The sequence below is a fragment of the Longitalea luteola genome (assembly GCF_017356035.1).
In the GTDB taxonomy this organism is placed as follows: domain Bacteria; phylum Bacteroidota; class Bacteroidia; order Chitinophagales; family Chitinophagaceae; genus Niastella; species Niastella luteola.
In genome coordinates this window covers 78,276-98,337 of the sequence record NZ_JAFIQX010000006.1, presented here as the reverse complement: position 1 = coordinate 98,337, position 20,062 = coordinate 78,276, and the positions used below count along the sequence as shown (strand labels likewise).

The window sequence follows — 20,062 nt, the reverse complement described above, 5'->3', positions numbered from 1 at the left end:
TAGCCACCTCGGCCGCTTACAGATAAACTGGCAAGCAGCTGGCGGTAACGACTAGCAGCAACAAAAAAGTCGCTCCCACCGGAAGCGACTTGCTGTGATTATTTTAAAACAGATTAATTCGCGATTGGTCGAAAATAGAAGCCTTCTTCATTCAGGATATGAGAATTGGGTACAAAGCTCATCAACGATTGACGAACCATATCTTCCGCAGCCATTTGATATCGGGTCCCTACTTCTGGATTCTTAATGGCAAATTTATAGCTCTGAATTTTGAGCAGGGCAATCTTACTGGCGTGCGCGATATGATACTCCAAAATCATAAATTTCTCGGCCAGATAATCGGTCTCGTTTTGGATGTACGGGGTCATAGGGATATTCGATTATAGGTTTTTACAGAATAGATGGACATCGGTATAACGAATTTTGTTACGTAAAATTGCGTGAATAAAACATAAATACCGAACGCAGGAAATCAAATTTTTCACGAATAAGGGTTTATCTATAGGTTCTTCTACTAATATGGCAACTAAAAATGCTAATGTTTGAATAAAATCTAATGAAAGCTATAGTTTAGTATATAAAAACTAATAATAGGGGTCTGTAAATGTATGCTTAACACTAAAGAGCGGCTTCTACCCTGCCTTCTTCAAATAAAAAAGAGAACCGAACGCCGTATTTAATGATCAAAACAGCTGCCTAATACCAGGAAAGCTTATTCCAAGACCTTTCAATTCTGATTTAATATTGGAATCGCATACAATCACTACTTGTACGATGTAAAGCGCTTATCCGCCGAAGCAACAAGTCGGAAGAGTGTATTATTTACTTGTGAACTTAATCCATTTTTAATAAGAACAACAGACATTGCTTTTTTAACAAATTCATTTTATAACTTGCCGCAAACCCGCACCCAATGCGCCATGCAGGAAATTGCGGTTGCTTTATAATAGTTAATTTGCAAAAGCCAATGCTATTTCAACCACACATAAAAAATACATTACAAAAAATTGGACAGGATTGCTAAAACTTTACATTTATAGCTCTAAACCAATACTCAATTTTTAAACTTAGTTTACTTCTATGGGGGATCTTCAGGTAAAAAAAAATGCGAAGCAGTATGATGCAATCATCGTAGGCTCCGGCGCCGGTGGCGGTATGGCAGCCTATGTATTGTCTCATGCTGGATTGAAAGTATGTTTGATTGAAGCCGGACCAATGTATGATCCAAGAACCAACGTAACCCAGCTAAAGAATCCGTGGGAATCGCCCCGGCGCGGCGCAAGCACCAAATTCAGACCCTTTGGTGATTTTGATGCCTGCTACTGGGGATGGGAAATTGATGGCGAACCCTACACTCATGCCGATAATACCAAATGGGAATGGTGGCGCGCCAGAATGATCGGCGGCCGTACCAATCACTGGGGCCGCATCTCGCTCCGTTTCGGACCCAAAGATTTCAAACGGCGCAGCATCGACGGCTTGGGTGATGACTGGCCAATTGGTTATGACGACGTAAAACCTTACTACGATAGAATAGACAAACTGATCGGTGTATTTGGCAGTAATGAAGGACTCGAAAATGATCCCGATGGTATTTTCCTGCCTCCGCCAAAACCCCGTTTGCATGAACTAATGATCAAAAAAGCGGCAACCGGTATTGGTATTCCGGTGATCCCTTCCCGCCTGTCGATCCTTACCAAAAAGATCAACGACTCCCGCGGTGAATGTATCTTTTGCGGTCAGTGTAACCGCGCCTGCTCTTATGCTTATGCCGATTTCTCTTCTTCCTCTGTATTGATAAAACCGGCCATGGAAACCGGTAATATCGATGTGATCACCAATGCCATGGCGCGTGAAGTGCTTACCAACAAAGAAGGATTGGCCACCGGCGTGTCCTATGTTAACAAACAGGATCTGCAGGAATACCAGGTAATGGGGCGCACCGTGATCCTGGCTGCCAGCGCCTGCGAATCGGCCCGTTTGTTACTGAACTCAAAATCGGCCCGCTATCCCAATGGCCTGGCCAACAGCAGCGGTGTTGTTGGAAAATACCTCCACGACTCAACCGGCGCCGACATGGGCGGTGTAATTCCTGAACTGTTCGATCGTAAACGCTACAATGAAGACGGCGTTGGCGGCGCACATATTTACACCCCCTGGTGGGGCGATAATAAAAAGCTCGATTTCCCCCGTGGTTACCATATCGAATACTGGGGCGGTTTTGGCCAGCCTGCTTATGGCTTTGGCGGCGGTATTCAAAGCATGAATGGTAAATTCCTCGTAAAAGGACAGCAAAAAGAAGCCGGTGGATACGGTAAATCATTAAAAGAAGATTATCGTTACTTCTACGGCGCCCGCGTTGGCATGGCCGGCCGGGGGGAAGCCATTGCAGTTGAAAGCAACTATTGCGAGATCGATCCCAAAGTGGTTGATAAATACGGTATCCCCGTTTTACGCTTTAATGTGAAACCAACCGAATACGAGATCAAACAGGCCAAACACATGAAAGAGACCTTCAAGGAGATCATGCATGAATTGGGCGCAGTGATCACATACGGCGGTGATGATGATGAAAAAAATAACTATGGTTTACATGCCCCGGGTAATATCATTCATGAAGCCGGTACGGTTCGTATGGGCAATGATCCCAAAAAATCGGTATTGAATAAATACAACCAGGCGCATGATTGTAAAAACCTGTTTTGTGTGGATGGCGGACCATTCGTTTCGCAGGCTGATAAAAATATCACCTGGACCATCCTCGCCTTATCTATGCGTGCTTCGGAATACATTATTGACGAAATGAAGAAAAGGAATATATAGTTGACCAGTTGACCAGTTGACTAGTTGACGAGTTATCGGTTTAAAAGTTAAGCCACATCTAATAACTTAAACTTATTATGGACAGAAGAAAATCCCTAAAAGCCATAGCAGTAAGTACCCTGTCGGCCAGTTTGCTGCTGGATGCCTGCAAAACAGATAATAAAAAAGACACCGCCGCCAAAGGTGCAGAACCTGGCGGACAGTTGACCCTTGACCGGGCTGAAGAAGAAAAGGCCCGGGAAAAGGAATTGATGTCAACCACCTTTTTCACCCCTCACGAAATGGCCACCATTACGGTGTTGGCAGATATCATCATTCCGCGCGATGAAGTGAGTGGTAGTGCTTCTGATGCCAAAGTGCCCGAATTCATAGAGTTCATGGTGAAAGACCGGCCCGAAAACCAGATCCCGATGCGCGGCGGTTTGCGCTGGCTGGATGTTCAATGCCTGAAGCGCTTCAATAAACCATTTGTTGATGGTACGGAACAGGAGCGCATGGCCATGGTTGATGAAATAGCCTGGCCCAGAAAAGCCAAACCCGAAATGGCGCAGGGCGTTGCCTTTTTCAACCTGATGCGCGATTTGACCGCGTCTGGCTTTTATACCAGCGAGATCGGCGTAAAAGACCTTGGGTATGTCGGTAATACCCCCAATAAATGGAATGGTGTACCCGATGATGTGCTAAAACAGTACGGCTTGTCGTATTCGGAGAAAGAATTGAAAGAATGCGCTAAGTATTAAGTTGATAAATAAGTACAGAAAAGCCTCCTGGTAAAGGAGGCTTTTCTATTAAGTTATTAAGTTATGACTTGGAGTTTGTAAGTTATCGCGAGGCCAAACAACGATAAACCATAAACTATAAACCATAAACTATTTAACGGGGATGAAGAAATAAAACGTAGCTCCTTTATCCGGCTCACTTTCTGCCCGCATAAAACCGTGATGGTTCTCTACGATCTTCTTACAAATAGCGAGTCCAATGCCCGATCCGCTGTACTCATTACGACCATGCAGCCGCTGGAACAGTTCAAAGATCTTTTCTGCATACTCCTGTTCAAAGCCAATACCGTTATCGGCAACTTTAAACCGGAAATAATCTTTGCCCGGCAGGGCGGCTTTCTCGTGCAGCTCTTTTGCTTTTATAAAATTTGCAGAAATGGTGATAACAGGCGTTACATCGGTCCGGGAATATTTCAGGGAATTGCTGATCAGATTCGACAGCAACTGCCTGAACTGAAAAGGAATGATGGTTAAGGTGGGCAGGTGCGCGGATTCTATCACAGCTTTTTTTTCTTCTATCCGGTGCGCCAGTTCTTTTTTTACTTCATCGAGCAATATATTCAGATCTGTTTTTTCAAAGCTCTTGCGCGCGGTTGTAGTGCGTGAAAATTCCAGCAGCGAATCGATCAGGTTTTGCATCCGCACGGCTGCTTTCACCATGCGATCGAAATAATCTTTGCTGGTATCACTTAAATTGGCAACATCACGGGCCTGTATCAGGTTGCCAAATGCCTGTATTTTACGCAGGGGTTCCTGCAGGTCGTGACTGGCCACATAACTGAACGACGACAACTCGCTGTTACTGCGTTCCAGTTCCCGGTTCTTTTGCTCCAGCTGTTCGGCATACATTTTCATGCGGTCTTCGGCATGTTTACGTTCCGTAAGGTCACGTGTAACTTTGGAAAATCCGATGATGTCGTTTTTGTCGTCGTGCAATGCCGTGAGCACCGTATAACCCCAGAAGGTGGTGCCATCCTTGCGAACCCGCCATCCTTCATAGGTTGATTTGCCAAACTCGCTGGCTTCGGCCAGCACCCTTTCTGCCAGCCCCTGTTGCTGGTCGGCCTGCGTATAAAATAACCGGAAATGCCGGCCAATGATCTCTTCGGCCGTATAGCCCTTGATCTTTTCAGCGCCTTTATTCCAGTTTTCAATGTATCCATCCTTGCTCAGGAGAATAATGGCATAGTCTTCCACTTCGTTTGTCATGCGCAGGTAACGTTCTTCACTCTGGCGCAGTTCTTCATGCCGTAACTCGAGCTGTTTGTTGATCTCCTTTAATTCGCGGGTAGTTTCTTCCAGCGCTTTGTTCTTGTGCGACAGCTCCTGGGTTCTTTCGGCTACCCTGTTTTCAAGCTCGATCCTGATATTTTTTCGTTCGTGAATGTCGATGCTTGAACCTATGTAACCAAGAAAGGTTCCGTCATAGGAATAACGGGGAATGCCATGGCAAATGATCCACCGGTATTCGCCATCAAACCGCTTCAGGCGGAACTCCACTTCAAAATCACGGCGTGCGTCAAATGCTTCTTCATACATGGCCATTCCGCTCGTGAGGTCTTCGGGAAAAATGCCTTCCTTCCAGCCGTCCCATAATTCAGCCTCCATGCTGCGGCCGGTAAATTCAAGCCATCGTTTATTAAAGAAAGTGAAGCGTTTTTGGGGGTCTGCCATCCATACCATCACCGGGGCAGAATTTACTACTACCCTGAACCGCTCTTCGCTTTCGCGCAAATTTTGTTCTATGCGCTTTACCTCATCAATATCGGTACAGGTACCAAACCATTTAATGATCTGGTCATTGTCGTTCCTGATAGGCCTTGCACGCACCAGGAACCACCGGTAGGTATTTGCAGGCTGTTTGACCTTGAACCGGAATTCAATTTCATAAGGTTCTCCTGACTGAACAACTTCTTTCCAGGAGGCCTGGCACCGGTCGTAATCGTTGGGGTGAACATGTGCCAGAAAGCTGTTGTCGCCAAACTGGTTCTCCTCCCCGATGAGTAAATACCATTGTTTGTTATAGTAATCCACAAAGCCGTCAGCAGTGGCCGTCCAAACGATCTGCGGCATGGAATCGGCGAGCTGCCGGAAGCGCTTTTCACTTTCCCGAACGGCGTCCTCAGCTATTTTGCGATTATCGATATCGATCACCGATCCAATGAAACCTTCGAAGATCCCGTTTTTATCAAACATCGGAAATGCAGAATCAAGGATCCAGCGGTAATGGCCATCTGACCCCCGAATGCGGTATTCCAGGTTAAAAGGTACCTGGCTGGCATTGGCTTCCTGGAAGCCCTTTTCCATCTCCTGAAGATCATCCGGATGCACGACAGACAACCATTTTCTGCCAAGGGTATTTTCGGGCGATTCTCCGGTATAGCTGAACCATTTCTGGTTTACATACGTGCAGTTGCCGTCAGGGCGGGTTATATACAACATTACCGGAACGGTATCGGCCATCCGGCGGTAATAGTTCTCACTTTTCTCCATTCGCTTATGCTCCAACACCATATCGGTCACCTCGCGGCCTACGATCATAACCCCATTTACAGTGCCATCCGGTTCCCGCAACGGATAAAACAATAGGTTGAAATAGGCCATCATTGGGCGGCCAAAGCGAAACTCCGTTATCGGCAGGCCGTTCTCAATATGCGTTTCACCGCTCTGCAGCACCTGGTCAATCAATTGATTGAAAAGCTGTCCTTTTAATTCAGGATAAAGTTTAAAAAGAGAGTGGCCGGTAACGGAGCCTGATTGCCTGCCGGTCATTTGTAAATACGAATCGTTAGCCATTTCCACCACGTAGCCGGGCATCCGGATAATGACTATGCCTATCGGGATCTGCTGTAGTATTGTATGCAGCTTGTAGTAATCAGCCATAATGCCGGAGGTATTTTCCGTGGCCGTGACCAGCATACCGCCTGGTTCACCGCTTTCCTGCAGGATGGGCATACAGGAGAAGGTAAAACTGCTTGCGACCGTGTACCCATTCCGGCTAATGCGCATCGCAACATCGGGCAGCGTTTCCGTATAGCCCTGCATCACACGTTCATAGCTGGTTGACAAAAGATCCCATATACCGTGAAATACATCTTTTGCCGCATGTCCGATGCCCTGCGCCGGTGACTGCTGGGTAAGCGGCTGGCAGGCATCGTTATAAAACAGGGTGCCGGCCGGCCCCCACAATACGAACATGGGTATATGTGATGACAACAGGATATTGAGCGTCGTGTGCAGGCTTTGCGGCCAGATTTCCGGCGAGCCCGCCGGCGTGGCCGACCAGTGCATCGACCTGATTGTTTGTCCTGCTTCACTGTTCCCAGGTAAAAATTCCAGTTTATTCGCGGCGTTCACCTTCATACAACATGATTGGAATACAGGTTACTGCCCGAAAAATAATTGACAATTTCTTACAGGCTCGTGCAGACCTTTCTTCACATTTCCTGTTAAAATAACTGTTATTCATGAATCCGGGCAAAATTTTTATATAACTGCGGGGCGCATTCTTTCCCGGAGCAATATTAACCCCGTATAAACAAATAAAAAATAGCTACCCGTAGGCAGCTATTCGTATATGCTAGGGCCTGTTGGTTCTATTGTCAATTAGCTGATTTGCCAATTAGCTGATGTGCTGATGTTCTGACCGTCTGAAATCAATAATCAGCATTGTATTCCATTAGCTAATTAGCACATTAGCAAATTAACGCATCACACAAGTTCTTCCTTCGCTGTCTTCGAATAATCGTCAATCAACCGGCGCTGTTCTTCAAACGGAACAGGCAGGTAGTCGAAGAACTTCATGGTGAACTTGGCGCGTCCCTGTGTGATTGAGCGAAGCGATGAAGAGTATCCATCCATTTCGGCCAGCGGCACTTTGGCGATCACTTTCTGGAAATGTCCCTGTGTATCGATGCCTTCTACCACGGCGCGGCGGCTTTGCAGGTCGCCCATAACGGCGCCGGTAAGGTCATCGGGACAAAGTACCTCTACCTGGTAAACCGGTTCCAGGATCTGCGGATCAGCCTGCTGGAAAGCCTGTTTAAATGCCATTAAACCGGCGATCTTGAAGGAAATGTCATTACTGTCAACCGGGTGCATTTTGCCGTCATAAACCGATACCCGGACGTCCCGCACATATGACCCGGTCAGCGGGCCTGTTTGCATTTTTTCCATAACGCCTTTTAAGATCGACGGCTGAAAACGATTGTCGATCGCACCGCCTACAATACAGTTATAATATACCAGTTTACCGCCCCAGTCAAGGTCATGCACATCGCGGCCCCGAACGGTTAATCCCTGGGGGTCGGGCATGCCTTCATACCAGGGTTCTATGCGCAGATGCACTTCACCGAACTGGCCGGCGCCCCCACTCTGCTTTTTATGCCGGTAGTTGGCTTCGGCACTGCGGCGAATGGTTTCCCGATACGGGATGCGGGGCTTTACAAATTTTACTTCTACTTTATGTAAATGCTCTATTTTCCATTTGGCTACAGCCAGGTGCATATCGCCCTGGCAATGGATCAGCGTTTGTTTCAGTTCAGGTGAAACCTCCACAATGAGCGTTGGATCTTCTTCTTTAAGCTGATGCAATGCCTGCGATAATTTTTCTTCCTCCCCTTTTTTCAACGTTTCGATGGCCACCGACATATTGGGGGGCGGGAATTCTATGGAATCGAGTTCGTAGTTCTTCCCTTTTACATGCAGGGTATTGTTAACATGCGTATTTTTCAGTTTCAGCGTTGCCCCAATGTCGCCGGCAACCAGCTCCGAAATGTTCGTGCGTTTGTTCCCTTCCACCAGGAATAACTGGTTCAGTTTTTCGGTGACGCCGGTGGTCTCATTTTCCAGTTCCATACCACTTTGTACAGTGCCCGAATACACTTTGAAGAAGGAAAGATCACCCACATGGGGTTCACTAATGGTTTTAAATATGAACAGACAAGCGGGACCGTTTGCATCACATGGTAGGGATTGCCCGCTTTTAGTGGCTTGCGGTGGCATTTCATTGGCGCTCGGACAAACATTGTCGATAAAGCCCATTAACCGGCCACTCCCCATATTCCGTTCGGCCGACAGGCAGAACAAGGGAAACAGGTCGTGGTTGATCATAGCCTTTTTCATGCCCGTCTTCAATTCATCTTCATCCAGTTCGCCTTTGTCGAAGTACTTTTCCATCAGCGATTCATCATTGCTGGCCACCGCCTCTATGAGCTCCTTATGCAACTCATCGGCACGCTGGCGTTCTTCTTCAGGAATGGGCAGCTTTTCGGGTTTGCCGCCGGTATCCTTGAATTTATACATCGTCATGCGCAGCACATCGATGATCTCATGAAAACCCGCTCCCTGCTGCCGTGGATATTGTACTACCACTACCTTGTTGCCAAAATGGGCTTTTGCTTCCCGGATGGTTCTGTCAAAATCGGCGTTGTCTTCGTCGAGTTTGTTTACAGCGAAGATCATCGGCGTTTTAAATTGTTCCGTGTATTCCCAAATGATATCAGTGCCCACTTCAACGCCCATCACGGCATTGATCACCATTACACCGGTGTCAGCCACGCGGAGGGCTGAAATCACTTCGCCCACAAAATCGTCGTAACCAGGGGTATCAATAATGTTGATCTTATAACCCCGCCATTTGGTATGCATAAGTTTGGAGAAGATGGAGTTACCACGTTCCTGTTCCAGTTCATGGTAATCACCGATGGTGTTTCTTTCGGCAATGGTGCCGCGGCGGGTAATCAGGCCTGCTTCATAAAGCATGCATTCCGCTAAGGTGGTCTTGCCGCAGCCGGCATGGCCCAGCAAGACCACATTTTTTACGTGTGAGGTATCAAATTCAGCCATAGCAAACAATTTTTTTAAAATGAAGAATAGATAGTTTTAAAAAGGTATGGATGCGGTCCTTCGCCTGCCGGCGCAGGACATTTTGGCTGTATTCAGGGGGAGTTAGTCAATTGGTAACAGGCAACAGACAATAAGCAATCATACGGCTTCGCTCAGGAGCTATAGATAATGGTAACGGGCCAGGAGAACTTCGAAGCCAAAACAGTCGTGTAATTCTTCAATATTAATTAGCATTTGCCAGTTGTCAATTGCTAATTGCCTATTGGTATTGTATGTGGCTCGCAAAATGCGAAAATTCCTGCTTTACTTCCTGCAGGGTATTTTCCAGTTGCTGATAGTCGTTGAATAATTTTTCGTGATCCGTAGTAGTGTCATCCGTTAGTTGCCCATTATTGTTTTCAGCCATTTCGTGATTGAGCCTGCGGTGGTGATTTTTAATGGCTTGTTTGAGGTCGTGAATGTTAATGAGCTGAATGTGGAACTGATTGTCGAGGTGTTCAATTTCCAGGAGTACGTCTCTGTTGGTTTGGTGCCCCGCGAGATCCTGGAGGCGGTTTTTAAGTTGACCGAATTCGTCTCGGTAAGAACGCAATGTCTCCCTCCAGGCATTGCATTCTCTTGATAGCTGTGCGATATCTGTTGTTACCATGGGAGAAAATTTTAAATGAAGAAATAAAAGAGCTTCCTAAAGTTGGTTGGTAAGGCGTTGATAGTGTGGTTGATTAAATTTAAGAAACATTTGCGATAAAAACAGGAGAACGACCATAAAAAATAACCCAATATTGAAAACGTCCGGAGTGGTTGTTACAACATCACTTTCCAGCATGCAGTAAATGAATATATACAATGACCTGTAAGTCATTAGATTGGTGGGAGCATGATCTGCAGGCAGGTTCGGCGGGTGTTTTATTTACACGGAACACCCTTTTCGATGATGTCTTTTTCGATGTTGTACACACTATCTATGAGATCCAAATGTTTCCTGTGTTTGCGAATGCCTAATTTCCCTGCCCCTTTCATTTCTTGTCCAATATCAATTCCTTTGAAATACCAATTGAACCCTAAATTTGCTACTGATGATCAGTCAGCAAACCATACAGCAGATCCTTAGCCGCATAGACATCATTGAAATCGTAGGCAGTTTCATAAAATTAAAGAAGCGGGGCGCCAACTATCTGGGACTTTGCCCTTTCCATGGAGAAAAGACACCGTCCTTCACCGTTTCTCCTGCCAAGGAGATCTATAAATGTTTCGGTTGCGGCCGTAGCGGCAATACCATCAGCTTTATTATGGAGCATGAGAAGTATTCTTATGTAGAAGCATTGCGCTGGCTGGCGGCCAAATACAATGTTGAAGTGGAAGAAACGGCTGTAAGTCCGGAAGTGAAGCAAATGCAGCAAACGGCCGACAGTTTGTTCATCCTGAATAATTTCGCACGGCAGTATTTCTCAGAGAACCTGTTGCAGAGCGAGGAAGGCCAGGCGATCGGCTTAAGCTACTTAAAAGAACGTGGTTTCCGCGAAGAGATCATCGAACGTTTTCAGCTCGGCTATTGTTTACAAACCCGCGATGTCTTTGCACAAACTGCACTGGCTGCCCAATACAGCCTCGAATACCTGCAAAAAAGCGGCCTGGTCGTGGTGCGCGATGGAAAGCCATTCGACAATTATCGCGGCCGCATTATTTTCCCTGTACACAATCAAACCGGTAAAGTAATCGGTTTCGGGGCGCGTATTATTGGTAAAAGTGATAAAGCCCCTAAATACATCAATACGCCGGAAAACGAAGTATACATTAAGAGTAAGATCCTCTACGGCACTTATTTTGCCCGGCAGGCCATTGATAAATACGATGAATGTTTACTGGTGGAGGGATATACCGATGTGCTCTCGCTGCACCAGGCCGGCATTGAGAACGTAGTGGCTTCGGGTGGTACTTCTCTCACGATGGACCAGCTGCGGCTTATTAAAAAGTACACGAACAATCTTACCATCATTTATGATGGCGATGCGGCGGGGGTTAAAGCGGCTTTGCGCGGGCTCGATATGGCGCTGGAAGAAGGTTTGAATGTAAAGCTGGTGCTGATCCCTGATAAAGAAGACCCCGACAGCTATGTGCATAAAGTAGGCGCCGCCGCCTTCCGCGAGTTTATCGATAAAAATAAAAAGGACTTCATTTTATTTCAGCTGGAAGTACAAATGAAGGATGTAGGCAATGATGCCAATAAAAAAGCGGTCGTTGTAAACCAGGTAGCGGAAACCATTGCCAAGATCAACAAGCTGGAAGATTTTACCAAACAGCAGGACTATATAAAAAAGTGTGCGGAGTTGTTACGGATCGAAGAAGGGGGCCTGGTTAACCTGGTGAATAAATTCATTCGTGAAAAAATTGCCAGGGACGAAAGCAGGCAGCAGCCGGCTGATATCGAGCAGCAGTATGAAGATAATGCCATGCGCGGCGCTGCGGCTGAATACAGTGATGAAAGCTTTAACCTGATCTTCAAAGATGAATTACAGGAAAAAGCATTGGTAAAGGTCTTGCTGGAACATGGAACAAAAGAATGGGATTCTCAAATGAAAATAGCCGACTATATCTTTTCACAGGATATTGCGGAAGAAATGATCGAGAACCAGGCGGTTATCAGGGTGCTGAATTTATACCGCGAAATGTTGAGCGAGATGCAGGAACCTACCGATAAGGATTTTGTGTTTTCCCAGGACAATGAAGTTAGTACACTGGCGGTGTCTATATTGAATACACCTTATGAATTAAGCGATCACTGGCAGGCAGAGAAACAGGTATTCGCCACGCTCGAACAGGGCTTTAGGAAATACCTGGGTATCGACTACAAGCACAAGGCATTGATGAAAGAAGAGAAAGGCTTTAAAGATGATGTAGTGTCGACGCTGCAATACCTTAAGCTTAAAAAAATAAAACGGTTATTAGAGCAGAACCAGGCCGACCTGGAGACAAACAATACCTACGAGAAGTTTTTAGAACTGCTTCCCCCGCATTTGCACATCAAGGAAATGGAAATGGAAATTACGAGGCTCACCGGCAGTGTATTCAAAAAACTTTAAAACGTTTAACGCTTAACGCCTAAGGTTTAACGCTGAATGCTGAACTCCGGAAGTGCTGCCCGCATTACTTTCCGGGATTTCGCGAGGTGCAGCCTAATGGCGCAAAATGCCAGTACGGGAGCAGGCGTTAAGCCTTAGGCATTCAGCGCCTGCCTGCCGGCAGACAGGTTCAGCATAAAACGATTTAACCCCGACGCTGGCATTAGCCGGTCGGGGTTAAGCAATAAATTTAATTAGCTGTCGTGATGAGACAGTTTACGATACATGTAAATAATGCACGGGAAAATTAGTCTACCATTGCCGGAGCAGGAGCAACCACTCTTTTTCTGCCGCCAGCTTTTACGGTGGCAACAGCCTTGTTGAACCGGATAGCGGTCCACACATGGTCTAAAGCCACTTCATCAGCGTTATCAAAGCCTGCGTTTCTAACGCCATCCCAACTACATACCCTGTTCAGATCGGTAGCAATTTTGGAAGTGCTTTTTGGATAAGCAATCCAGAATTTGCCGCCTTCCTGAAGGGCGGGAAGTACATCCCTTAAAATGCAGTTTAATTGATTTTCGTTTACTGCAAACACCAGAGCAAAGTCGATCTTACGGGTTTTTAACAGTGGTGTTACATTTTTGGCAAACGATAATTTGGCAAATTGCTTCTCGATTGAGGAAGGTAAACCCTGGATTAACACGTTTTTTTCTTCCTGTAATTGAAGCTTTTCTAACAAATTTTGCGACATGCCGAAGGTTTTTGTATAAGCTTTTCAGGTTTTAAAAATAGACGGGATTGCAAAGGTATGAAAATTTAGGCACTAGATAAAAAAAAATTTAACAACATTGGTGCAGATCATTCCATCCACACCAATGGTTGTTAAAATTTATAGGATGGTTTAACGCTAAAACAATAAGCATCAAGCTTCAAGAAGCTTGCTGGTAAAGACATTAGAAAGAGCTTAGATTTTCTATGCGCCTTTCAATACTGGCCTCACTAAGGGTTATATAAAGCATATTAAATATGTGTCTGTTTGACAAAATGCCCGCATTTACGCCCTGTTACTGTTCATAGCGGTGCTGCATTCGCTTGTCGTTATATCAATTCGCCGCAGGCATCGCTTCCGTTGAATCGAGCTGCACCTTTCTGAAACGATGGCTATCTTCCTCAGCCATCACTTTCGATGGTGCTGCTGTCAATGTCCATTTCTGGCGGCTTTTACCGGCCCAGGCGGTTTGCAAAACGGCAGCGCCATTATTGAAGGAACCGCCAAAAACGTCAAGCGTTTTGCCGCTTGCCTTGTTCACCAGCCGTAACTCGCCTTTACTACCTGCTTCCAGTATACGCCAAAGCTGGCAATCCTGATCTTTGATGTCTTTTAAATAGATCTGTACATTTTCGCGCGAGCCGCCCGGCACTTCCATGGCCCGGCCGCTCACCAGGCTGGTGATCTTGTACCAGCCATCTCCCGCATATTCAAAGCGCCAGCGCTCACAGTCCCTGCCCGTCCAGCCGCCTTGCGTTATTTTCGTTAACGGGTGACCTGCACAGTCACGGGTGTTTAATACTTTTTTGCTGTTGACATTGGTTATACGATAAATGCCATTGGGAATGGTCTTGAACGCGACTTCAGGATCAGCATCCTTTACATATTTCTCCAGCAGCATATCGGCGTACAAATTCCAGTTCCAGTATTTACCGGGGTCGGCATGGGCATTACCACTGTAGTGTTGATGGCCCTTTATATGTACGCCGGCGGTTTGAAAGCTGGTGGCTGTTGTAGCCGGTCCGCGAAAGCATGACCTTTCATCGATAGCGCGGCGTATACAGATATCACGTACCAGGGCAGCCGAAGCCATGTACATTTTATCGCTATACCATTTATTGCCGTATTCCATATATCCTTCGTGCTCCACGCCGACGGTATAGGCATTGGCCGTGTGAACATGCAAGGCCATATCGTGTTCCTTTACCATTTGGGTTATTTGTCCGTCTGAAGCACGAACGATGTAATGTGCTGATTGATGTGCATTCGCATTCCGCAGCCAGGAAATAGCAGCTGCATAACTGCCCTGGGCCGTATGGATGGTTACATGCGAAATTTTTGTTCCGTTGCGTCCACTTTGGTAGTTGGCGGCATTCGCCTTAATATAAATAGCCGGTGTATAATCTGATTCAACAGCTTCCGTTGCTTCATGGATGTTACTAATGTCGGGGATGTGATTGGCGGTGAAAACAGTGGTGCCATCGGCATTTACCGGGATTGCCTGAAACAGCACGCTGTCTTTTGCTGCATGCACCTGTATGGCGGGCGCCTGTAATTTGCGCAACAATGGCGCGGGGAACAGTTGCTCCCAGTGCACTTTCACCGGCGCTCTTTTGAGTGAAGGCGTGGTGAAGCCGCTGCGCAAATGATCGTAGATGTCATATTTGTACAGGGCGAGTGCATATTTGTTGATAGCCGAACTGTCGTCGGGAAATTCCGCCAGCTTATCGAAGATTACGGCAAATCCCTCTGCATTGATCTTTATATCCAACGGCCGCATACTGGCCTCCCGGCTTAAGAATTTGGCAACGGCCAGCACCTGTAACCGCACATCTTTTTTGTATTGTTCCGGCGTGATGCCGCTGTTCCGGCATACGGTGAGCAGATTATTCTTGAAATAACCATGGCCATTTTCTATCAATGCGTACAGGCCATACCGTTGCGGCATACCGGTACATACGTCTGCCTGGCCGGCGGATGGCTGCAGGTTAGTTAAACGGGAGGCAGAATAGGCTGCTGCTTCCAGTACTCCTTTGGGAATATTCGGGTATCGCCAGTACGCTTCTTCAAAATAAGTTTCTAAACCGAGAATGGTTTGTTGGGCCTGCACCAATAGCTGCAAAAATATTCCCACGGTTGTGAGGGCAAGCAATTTCCGCTTTCTCATATTAAACGGGTTTAATGATGAGGTGAAACGTAAGTCGTGAAACGTGAAATAGTGGCCTGGTTTTGATCTTTCTGACTGCCTGCCTGTTTCGCCTGTGTGCAGCAGTTAGCTTCCTTTCATGCTGAATCGGCATGAGGTGTGTGAAGAACATTAGTCTGGAAAACATTTCACGTTTGCCGTTTCACGATAAATGGATATATGGACCTTTCAACGGAACTGCTATACTTATTCAAACCGGCGTGGGGAAGCCGGCAGGTAAAACGGGTAGAAAATCGACCTTAACCACGCACTACAGTATAACAGCTTTTAGGGAAGATGCTGTTCCTGATGTAACCGGGGATAGAAAAACAAGCTATGTGCCACTTTTAATCATAAAGATCATAAAAAGGAGCTTTATCAGGCTTGGTTATGCACATTCAGGTGGAGCTGCTTCGGTTATTACTAAAACGAATCGTAAAACTACTTTTTTATAACGCATAACGATGTAGTCAACATCATTAAAATTATTACCTTTGTGCCTCATGACACGCCAATCACCATATTATCTCCTGACGATCATTGTAGCCTAACGCAGGTCCAAAAAGCGATTTCGCTTTAACACACTCCGTTTGCCTGCGTCATAAAGCCTTTAATTAATTTATTGTAACCGCTTTGCTGTGCTGTGCTGCACACGCAATGCAAAAATTGTTATTATCATGTCGACACTACAGTCGTACGGATGGAATGAGTATATTATGCTTAATCCCAAAATAAACCTGTCTCAGGACCTGGAAGCAGCCAGGGTTCTGTCTATCCAGGGATTTAAACACCTCTTGATCACCGCAGCAGGTAACGTGGATGCACAACTCTCAAGCGCCCTTATAAACAGCCGCGAACCGGAAGCCTACCCTAAAGTGGGCGATTGGGTGTTGGTAAAATGTTATGAAGAGGATGGGATCATTATCGATACACTGCCGCGCATCAATGAACTTAGCCGCAAAGCACCAGGCACTCAAAGTACCAGGCAGGTGCTCGCTGCCAACATTGATGCAGCGCTCATCGTGCAGGGGCTCGACCGCGACTATAACCTCATGCGGCTGCAACGCTACCTGCAGCAGATCGCACAGTGCAATATTCAACCCATCGTCATTCTCAATAAGGCAGACCTTGTTCCTGACCCGGAGATCTACCGGCAACAGGTGCAGGAGCTGGGGTACAACTGTCCGGTGGTGCTCACTTCTGCATTAAACCCCGCACAGCTGAATGAGCTCATCAGCCAATTCCTCCTGCCTCGCCACACCTACATCCTGCTGGGATCGTCGGGGGTTGGCAAAAGCACCCTGCTCAACGGCCTGCTGGGGCGTAAGGTGCAGGAAGAGGGCACTACCAGCTCTGCCAACAGCAAGGGTAAACATACCACCACGGCGCGGCATCTAGTATTGCTGCCTAATGGCAGTATGATCATCGACGCACCCGGTATGCGGGAGTTCGGCGTTACCGCAGAAGCAGGCGAAGGTGTAAATCACCCGCTGATTGACGAATTGGCGCCGCTATGCAGGTTTGGCAATTGCAGCCATCAGCATGAACCCGGCTGTGCCATCATAACCGCCGTTCATAACGGTGTGTTGCCCGAGCTTGTATATCGCAGCTACCTGAAATTGTTGCGTGAGCAAAACCACTTTCAGACCAGTGAAGCCGACAAGCGGCGATACGAAAGGCAGTTTTCTAAGATGGTAAAGCAGGTGGTTAAACACCGCAAGAACAGGAAGTATTGACAGGCCTTTAGCCAAAAAATAAAGACTGAGCACTTCGCTCAGTCTTTTCATTTAATATCAGTTGTATTCTTATATCCCGGAAAACCAGTTACTACTTGCCTACCGGTTTATAATACTTCATGGCTTCAGGCATCAGATCCCTCAATTTGGCAATACGGGTATCTTCGGCCGGGTGCGTACTTAAGATTTCCGGTGGTTTTGAGCTGCCACCTGCTGCTTTCATTCTTTCCCATAAAGGAATTGCTTCCTGCGGATTGTAACCGGCCATAGCAGAGAAGATCAGACCATAACGGTCGGCTTCGAGCTCCTGTTTACGCGAGAAAGGTAATAATGCGCCTACATTGGAACCGATGCCATAAGCGCTGAGCAAAAGGTTCTGGGCTGCGGCGCTTTTATTGGCGATGGCAGTCTGCAGGGCTACACCTCCCAGCTGCTGAACAGTTGCCTGGCTCATTCTTTCGTTACCATGTTTGGCGAGGGCGTGGGCGATTTCATGGCCTACCACCACCGCGAGGGCCGCTTCGTTCTGTGTTATAGGCAATAAGCCGGTGTATACGACGATCTTACCACCGGGCATACACCAGGCGTTCACCTCTTTTGAATCAACGAGGTTGTATTCCCATTTATAACCTTCCAGTTCCTGTGTAAGGCCTTTGGAAGAATAATATTGATTGATGGCTGCCACCAGTCTCGATCCTACCCTGCGCACCATTTCAGCATCTTTATTAGCGCTGGCGCTAACGACTTTGTTCTGGCTCAGGAACTGCTGGTATTGTTGTGCAGCCATTGATTGAATGTCGGCTTCGTTGTAAAGGGAAAGCTGGTTCCTGCCTGTGATAGAGTTTTGGGAACAGGAAGTTATACCTGTTGCCAGCACGGCAGCAATAATAACTTTATGCATAACTTGTTTCATTTCTATAAGTTTACTTCTATTTATTTAAACAATCCTTATACCAACCTGTACGGACAGATAATTTATAACTGCAAATTATGCAGTTTGTAACTCATTCTTTAACAAACTTATAAAATGAAAACGGCAACATCAAATTATTGCACTACACAAAAGCTTTGCTTTATAACAACGCAGACATTTTAGCTGAGGGAATTAATTCCACATTTAAGCAGTTATTCAGTTCTTAAGTTATTCAGTTCGTGAGTTAAATGATAGTAGGGAGTCCAAAAGATTGAACAACCACAAACCACAAACCATAAACCACAAACTATTATTGCTTTCGTCTACGTTCTCTGCGGCGGTCGCGGTACTTTAAAATGGGTACTTTGCTTTCGCTGCCACGCAAGAGGCGGGAAATATTCTTCTGATGTGTAAGTACTACCAGTAAGGCCACCGCAATGGCAAAGGCCCGGTATAACGGTTCCTTTTCATTAAAAATAACCAGGATGAAAACGGCGAATGCAATGCTGGCCAGTATTGAACTGAGTGATACGAAGCGTGTGAGGTATAAAACGAGGAGGAAGATGCCTACGCACAGCACAGCCACCACAGGCTGAATGGCGAGGATCATTCCAAAAAGGGTGGCAACACCTTTCCCGCCCCGGAAATCGGCCCAGATCGGGAAAATATGGCCTAATACAGCGGCTAAACCGAGACCTACCATAAAATTGGTGCGGTCCCATTCATTGCCGCCACTCATATAATAAGGAAGCAAAATGTAAAGACTGGTGGCGGCTACGCCCTTTAACATGTCAATGATCATGACAAAAGTGCCCCAGCGGGAGCCTAAAACACGGAAAGTATTGGTAGCACCGGCATTTCCGCTGCCATATTCACGGATATCGATTCCAAAAAACGCTTTACTAACCCAAACTGCTGTTGGAATAGAGCCGATCAAATATGCTATTACAATGAGTAAAGCTTCTTTCATTGAATAGTTGGTTGAAGTTAGATGACGAAAATATGGAAAAAAAGTTAATTAATTGGTAACTATCAGCATCTTGCAGTTATTATTTTTTTAACAGTAAACACATCCAATCGCCCCTCGTCTTACTGGCAAGCACTGATAATCCACTATCCTTAGCCGACTTTTCAATATCAGGTCTGTCCCCGATCAAAAGTCCGCTCATTATTACAACGCCATCCAATGTTAAATGTTGTTTAATTGCATGCATATTTGCAATAAGAACATGCTTATTGATATTGGCCAAAATAATATCGAATTCAGTTGACATGTCTAAAGTATCTGCCTGCTGAATGGTAATGTTTGAACAGTGATTAAGCGCTATATTCTCTTCTGCATTATTAATGCTCCATTCATCGTTATCTATTGCGAGTATCGGCTTTGCTCCCAGCTTTTCAGCCAGTATTGCCAGAACACCCGTGCCGGTGCCAAAATCAAGTACGGTTTTATCGGTGAAGGATAGCTGCTGCATGGACGCTATCATCAGGTGCGTGGTGGCATGATGCCCCGTTCCAAAGCTCATTTTAGGGGTGATGATGATCTCGTGCTGTACCTGTTGTAAAGGCGCATGAAAATGCGCGCGGATGCCGCAGAAGTCGTCGATGATGACCGGGTGAAAATTCTGTTCCCATTCTTCATTCCAGTTGCGGGGTGCAATTACTTCTTTGGAAACAGCAGCGTCAGTACCTGCTGTTAATTCATAGGTAGCTGCTTCATTGAACTGCCCTTCTGGTATATAGGCAGAAATGTAATTGAAACCTTCTTCAAATCCTTCATAGCCCAGTTCGTTTAATTGTGCGATCAGGATCTCCTGTTGTTCCCTGGTTACAGGTTGGAATTTGATATGGATGTAGTTCTGCATAGTTGAAAAATTGGGGTGTCAGGTGTGCCACGCTTTCTAAGTGATAGAGCTGTAAGGTATGCCACACTTCTAAACTGTGGCAC

The 20,062-nt window shown here is 46.3% G+C and carries 14 protein-coding genes; 5 read left to right on the top strand and 9 right to left on the bottom strand.

What is annotated here, in order from left to right; genetic code table 11:
* Nucleotides 1–113 precede the first annotated feature (113 nt).
* Nucleotides 114–368 (bottom strand): hypothetical protein, encoded by a 255-nt coding sequence (locus JUB15_RS16355; RefSeq protein WP_207513572.1) that lies wholly within the window; start codon nucleotides 366–368, stop codon nucleotides 114–116.
* A gap of 712 nt (nucleotides 369–1,080) precedes the next feature.
* Between JUB15_RS16355 and JUB15_RS16350 the strand changes: the two genes are divergently transcribed.
* Nucleotides 1,081–2,823: a GMC family oxidoreductase gene (locus JUB15_RS16350; protein ID WP_207513571.1), complete on the top strand. Its 1,743-nt coding sequence runs from the start codon at nucleotides 1,081–1,083 to the stop codon at nucleotides 2,821–2,823.
* A 77-nt stretch (nucleotides 2,824–2,900) separates the two neighbouring features.
* Entirely contained in the window at nucleotides 2,901–3,563 is a 663-nt protein-coding gene (locus JUB15_RS16345; protein WP_207513570.1) for a gluconate 2-dehydrogenase subunit 3 family protein, read from the top strand.
* Nucleotides 3,564–3,692: 129 nt separating this feature from the next.
* Here JUB15_RS16345 and JUB15_RS16340 read toward each other — a convergent pair whose 3' ends face one another.
* The 3 genes from JUB15_RS16340 to JUB15_RS16330 form a co-directional block, all read right to left on the bottom strand.
* Complete coding sequence (locus JUB15_RS16340; RefSeq protein WP_207513569.1) at nucleotides 3,693–6,965, bottom strand: PAS domain S-box protein; 3,273 nt, start codon at nucleotides 6,963–6,965, stop codon at nucleotides 3,693–3,695.
* Between the two features lie 348 nt (nucleotides 6,966–7,313).
* On the bottom strand, nucleotides 7,314–9,449 hold the full coding sequence (gene fusA2 / locus JUB15_RS16335; RefSeq protein WP_207513568.1) for an elongation factor G2: 2,136 nt from the start codon (nucleotides 9,447–9,449) through the stop codon (nucleotides 7,314–7,316).
* 259 nt (nucleotides 9,450–9,708) lie between these two features.
* Nucleotides 9,709–10,098: a hypothetical protein gene (locus JUB15_RS16330; protein WP_207513567.1), complete on the bottom strand. Its 390-nt coding sequence runs from the start codon at nucleotides 10,096–10,098 to the stop codon at nucleotides 9,709–9,711.
* A gap of 427 nt (nucleotides 10,099–10,525) precedes the next feature.
* Here JUB15_RS16330 and dnaG point away from each other — a divergent pair, with 427 nt between their 5' ends.
* Complete coding sequence (gene dnaG, locus JUB15_RS16325; RefSeq protein WP_207513566.1) at nucleotides 10,526–12,529, top strand: DNA primase; 2,004 nt, start codon at nucleotides 10,526–10,528, stop codon at nucleotides 12,527–12,529.
* Between the two features lie 286 nt (nucleotides 12,530–12,815).
* Here the strand turns inward: dnaG and JUB15_RS16320 are convergent, their stop codons facing one another.
* The gene (locus JUB15_RS16320; protein ID WP_207513565.1) at nucleotides 12,816–13,262 is read right to left on the bottom strand and encodes a hypothetical protein; all 447 of its coding nucleotides are present in this window, start codon (nucleotides 13,260–13,262) and stop codon (nucleotides 12,816–12,818) included.
* 352 nt (nucleotides 13,263–13,614) lie between these two features.
* Nucleotides 13,615–15,447: an RICIN domain-containing protein gene (locus JUB15_RS16315; protein WP_207513564.1), complete on the bottom strand. Its 1,833-nt coding sequence runs from the start codon at nucleotides 15,445–15,447 to the stop codon at nucleotides 13,615–13,617.
* Between the two features lie 140 nt (nucleotides 15,448–15,587).
* Between JUB15_RS16315 and JUB15_RS16310 the strand changes: the two genes are divergently transcribed.
* Nucleotides 15,588–15,920 (top strand): hypothetical protein, encoded by a 333-nt coding sequence (locus tag JUB15_RS16310; protein ID WP_207513563.1) that lies wholly within the window; start codon nucleotides 15,588–15,590, stop codon nucleotides 15,918–15,920.
* Nucleotides 15,921–16,142: 222 nt separating this feature from the next.
* Nucleotides 16,143–17,201: a ribosome small subunit-dependent GTPase A gene (gene rsgA / locus JUB15_RS16305; protein ID WP_207513562.1), complete on the top strand. Its 1,059-nt coding sequence runs from the start codon at nucleotides 16,143–16,145 to the stop codon at nucleotides 17,199–17,201.
* Nucleotides 17,202–17,292: 91 nt separating this feature from the next.
* On the opposite strand, the gene JUB15_RS16300 is transcribed toward rsgA, so the two are convergent.
* From JUB15_RS16300 to prmA, 3 genes are all read right to left on the bottom strand, one after another.
* Nucleotides 17,293–18,114, bottom strand: a complete 822-nt coding sequence (locus tag JUB15_RS16300; protein WP_207513561.1) for a M48 family metallopeptidase — start codon at nucleotides 18,112–18,114, stop codon at nucleotides 17,293–17,295.
* 310 nt (nucleotides 18,115–18,424) lie between these two features.
* A complete protein-coding gene (plsY, locus tag JUB15_RS16295; protein WP_207513560.1) occupies nucleotides 18,425–19,084 on the bottom strand; it encodes a glycerol-3-phosphate 1-O-acyltransferase PlsY in 660 nt (219 codons plus the stop codon).
* Between the two features lie 79 nt (nucleotides 19,085–19,163).
* Nucleotides 19,164–19,979 (bottom strand): 50S ribosomal protein L11 methyltransferase, encoded by an 816-nt coding sequence (gene prmA, locus JUB15_RS16290; protein ID WP_207513559.1) that lies wholly within the window; start codon nucleotides 19,977–19,979, stop codon nucleotides 19,164–19,166.
* Nucleotides 19,980–20,062 lie beyond the last annotated feature (83 nt).

Bases quoted from the DNA above. Each gene is read 5' to 3' on its own strand.
- prmA (WP_207513559.1), bottom strand. From the start codon at position 19,979: ATGCAGAACTACATCCATATCAAATTCCAACCTGTAACCAGGGAACAA.
- JUB15_RS16340 (WP_207513569.1), bottom strand. From the start codon at position 6,965: ATGAAGGTGAACGCCGCGAATAAACTGGAATTTTTACCTGGGAACAGT.
- rsgA (WP_207513562.1), top strand. From the start codon at position 16,143: ATGTCGACACTACAGTCGTACGGATGGAATGAGTATATTATGCTTAAT.
- JUB15_RS16315 (WP_207513564.1), bottom strand. From the start codon at position 15,447: ATGAGAAAGCGGAAATTGCTTGCCCTCACAACCGTGGGAATATTTTTG.
- dnaG (WP_207513566.1), top strand. From the start codon at position 10,526: ATGATCAGTCAGCAAACCATACAGCAGATCCTTAGCCGCATAGACATC.
- JUB15_RS16345 (WP_207513570.1), top strand. From the start codon at position 2,901: ATGGACAGAAGAAAATCCCTAAAAGCCATAGCAGTAAGTACCCTGTCG.
- JUB15_RS16330 (WP_207513567.1), bottom strand. From the start codon at position 10,098: ATGGTAACAACAGATATCGCACAGCTATCAAGAGAATGCAATGCCTGG.
- JUB15_RS16355 (WP_207513572.1), bottom strand. From the start codon at position 368: ATGACCCCGTACATCCAAAACGAGACCGATTATCTGGCCGAGAAATTT.
- JUB15_RS16300 (WP_207513561.1), bottom strand. From the start codon at position 18,114: ATGAAACAAGTTATGCATAAAGTTATTATTGCTGCCGTGCTGGCAACA.
- fusA2 (WP_207513568.1), bottom strand. From the start codon at position 9,449: ATGGCTGAATTTGATACCTCACACGTAAAAAATGTGGTCTTGCTGGGC.
- JUB15_RS16320 (WP_207513565.1), bottom strand. From the start codon at position 13,262: ATGTCGCAAAATTTGTTAGAAAAGCTTCAATTACAGGAAGAAAAAAAC.
- plsY (WP_207513560.1), bottom strand. From the start codon at position 19,084: ATGAAAGAAGCTTTACTCATTGTAATAGCATATTTGATCGGCTCTATT.
- JUB15_RS16350 (WP_207513571.1), top strand. From the start codon at position 1,081: ATGGGGGATCTTCAGGTAAAAAAAAATGCGAAGCAGTATGATGCAATC.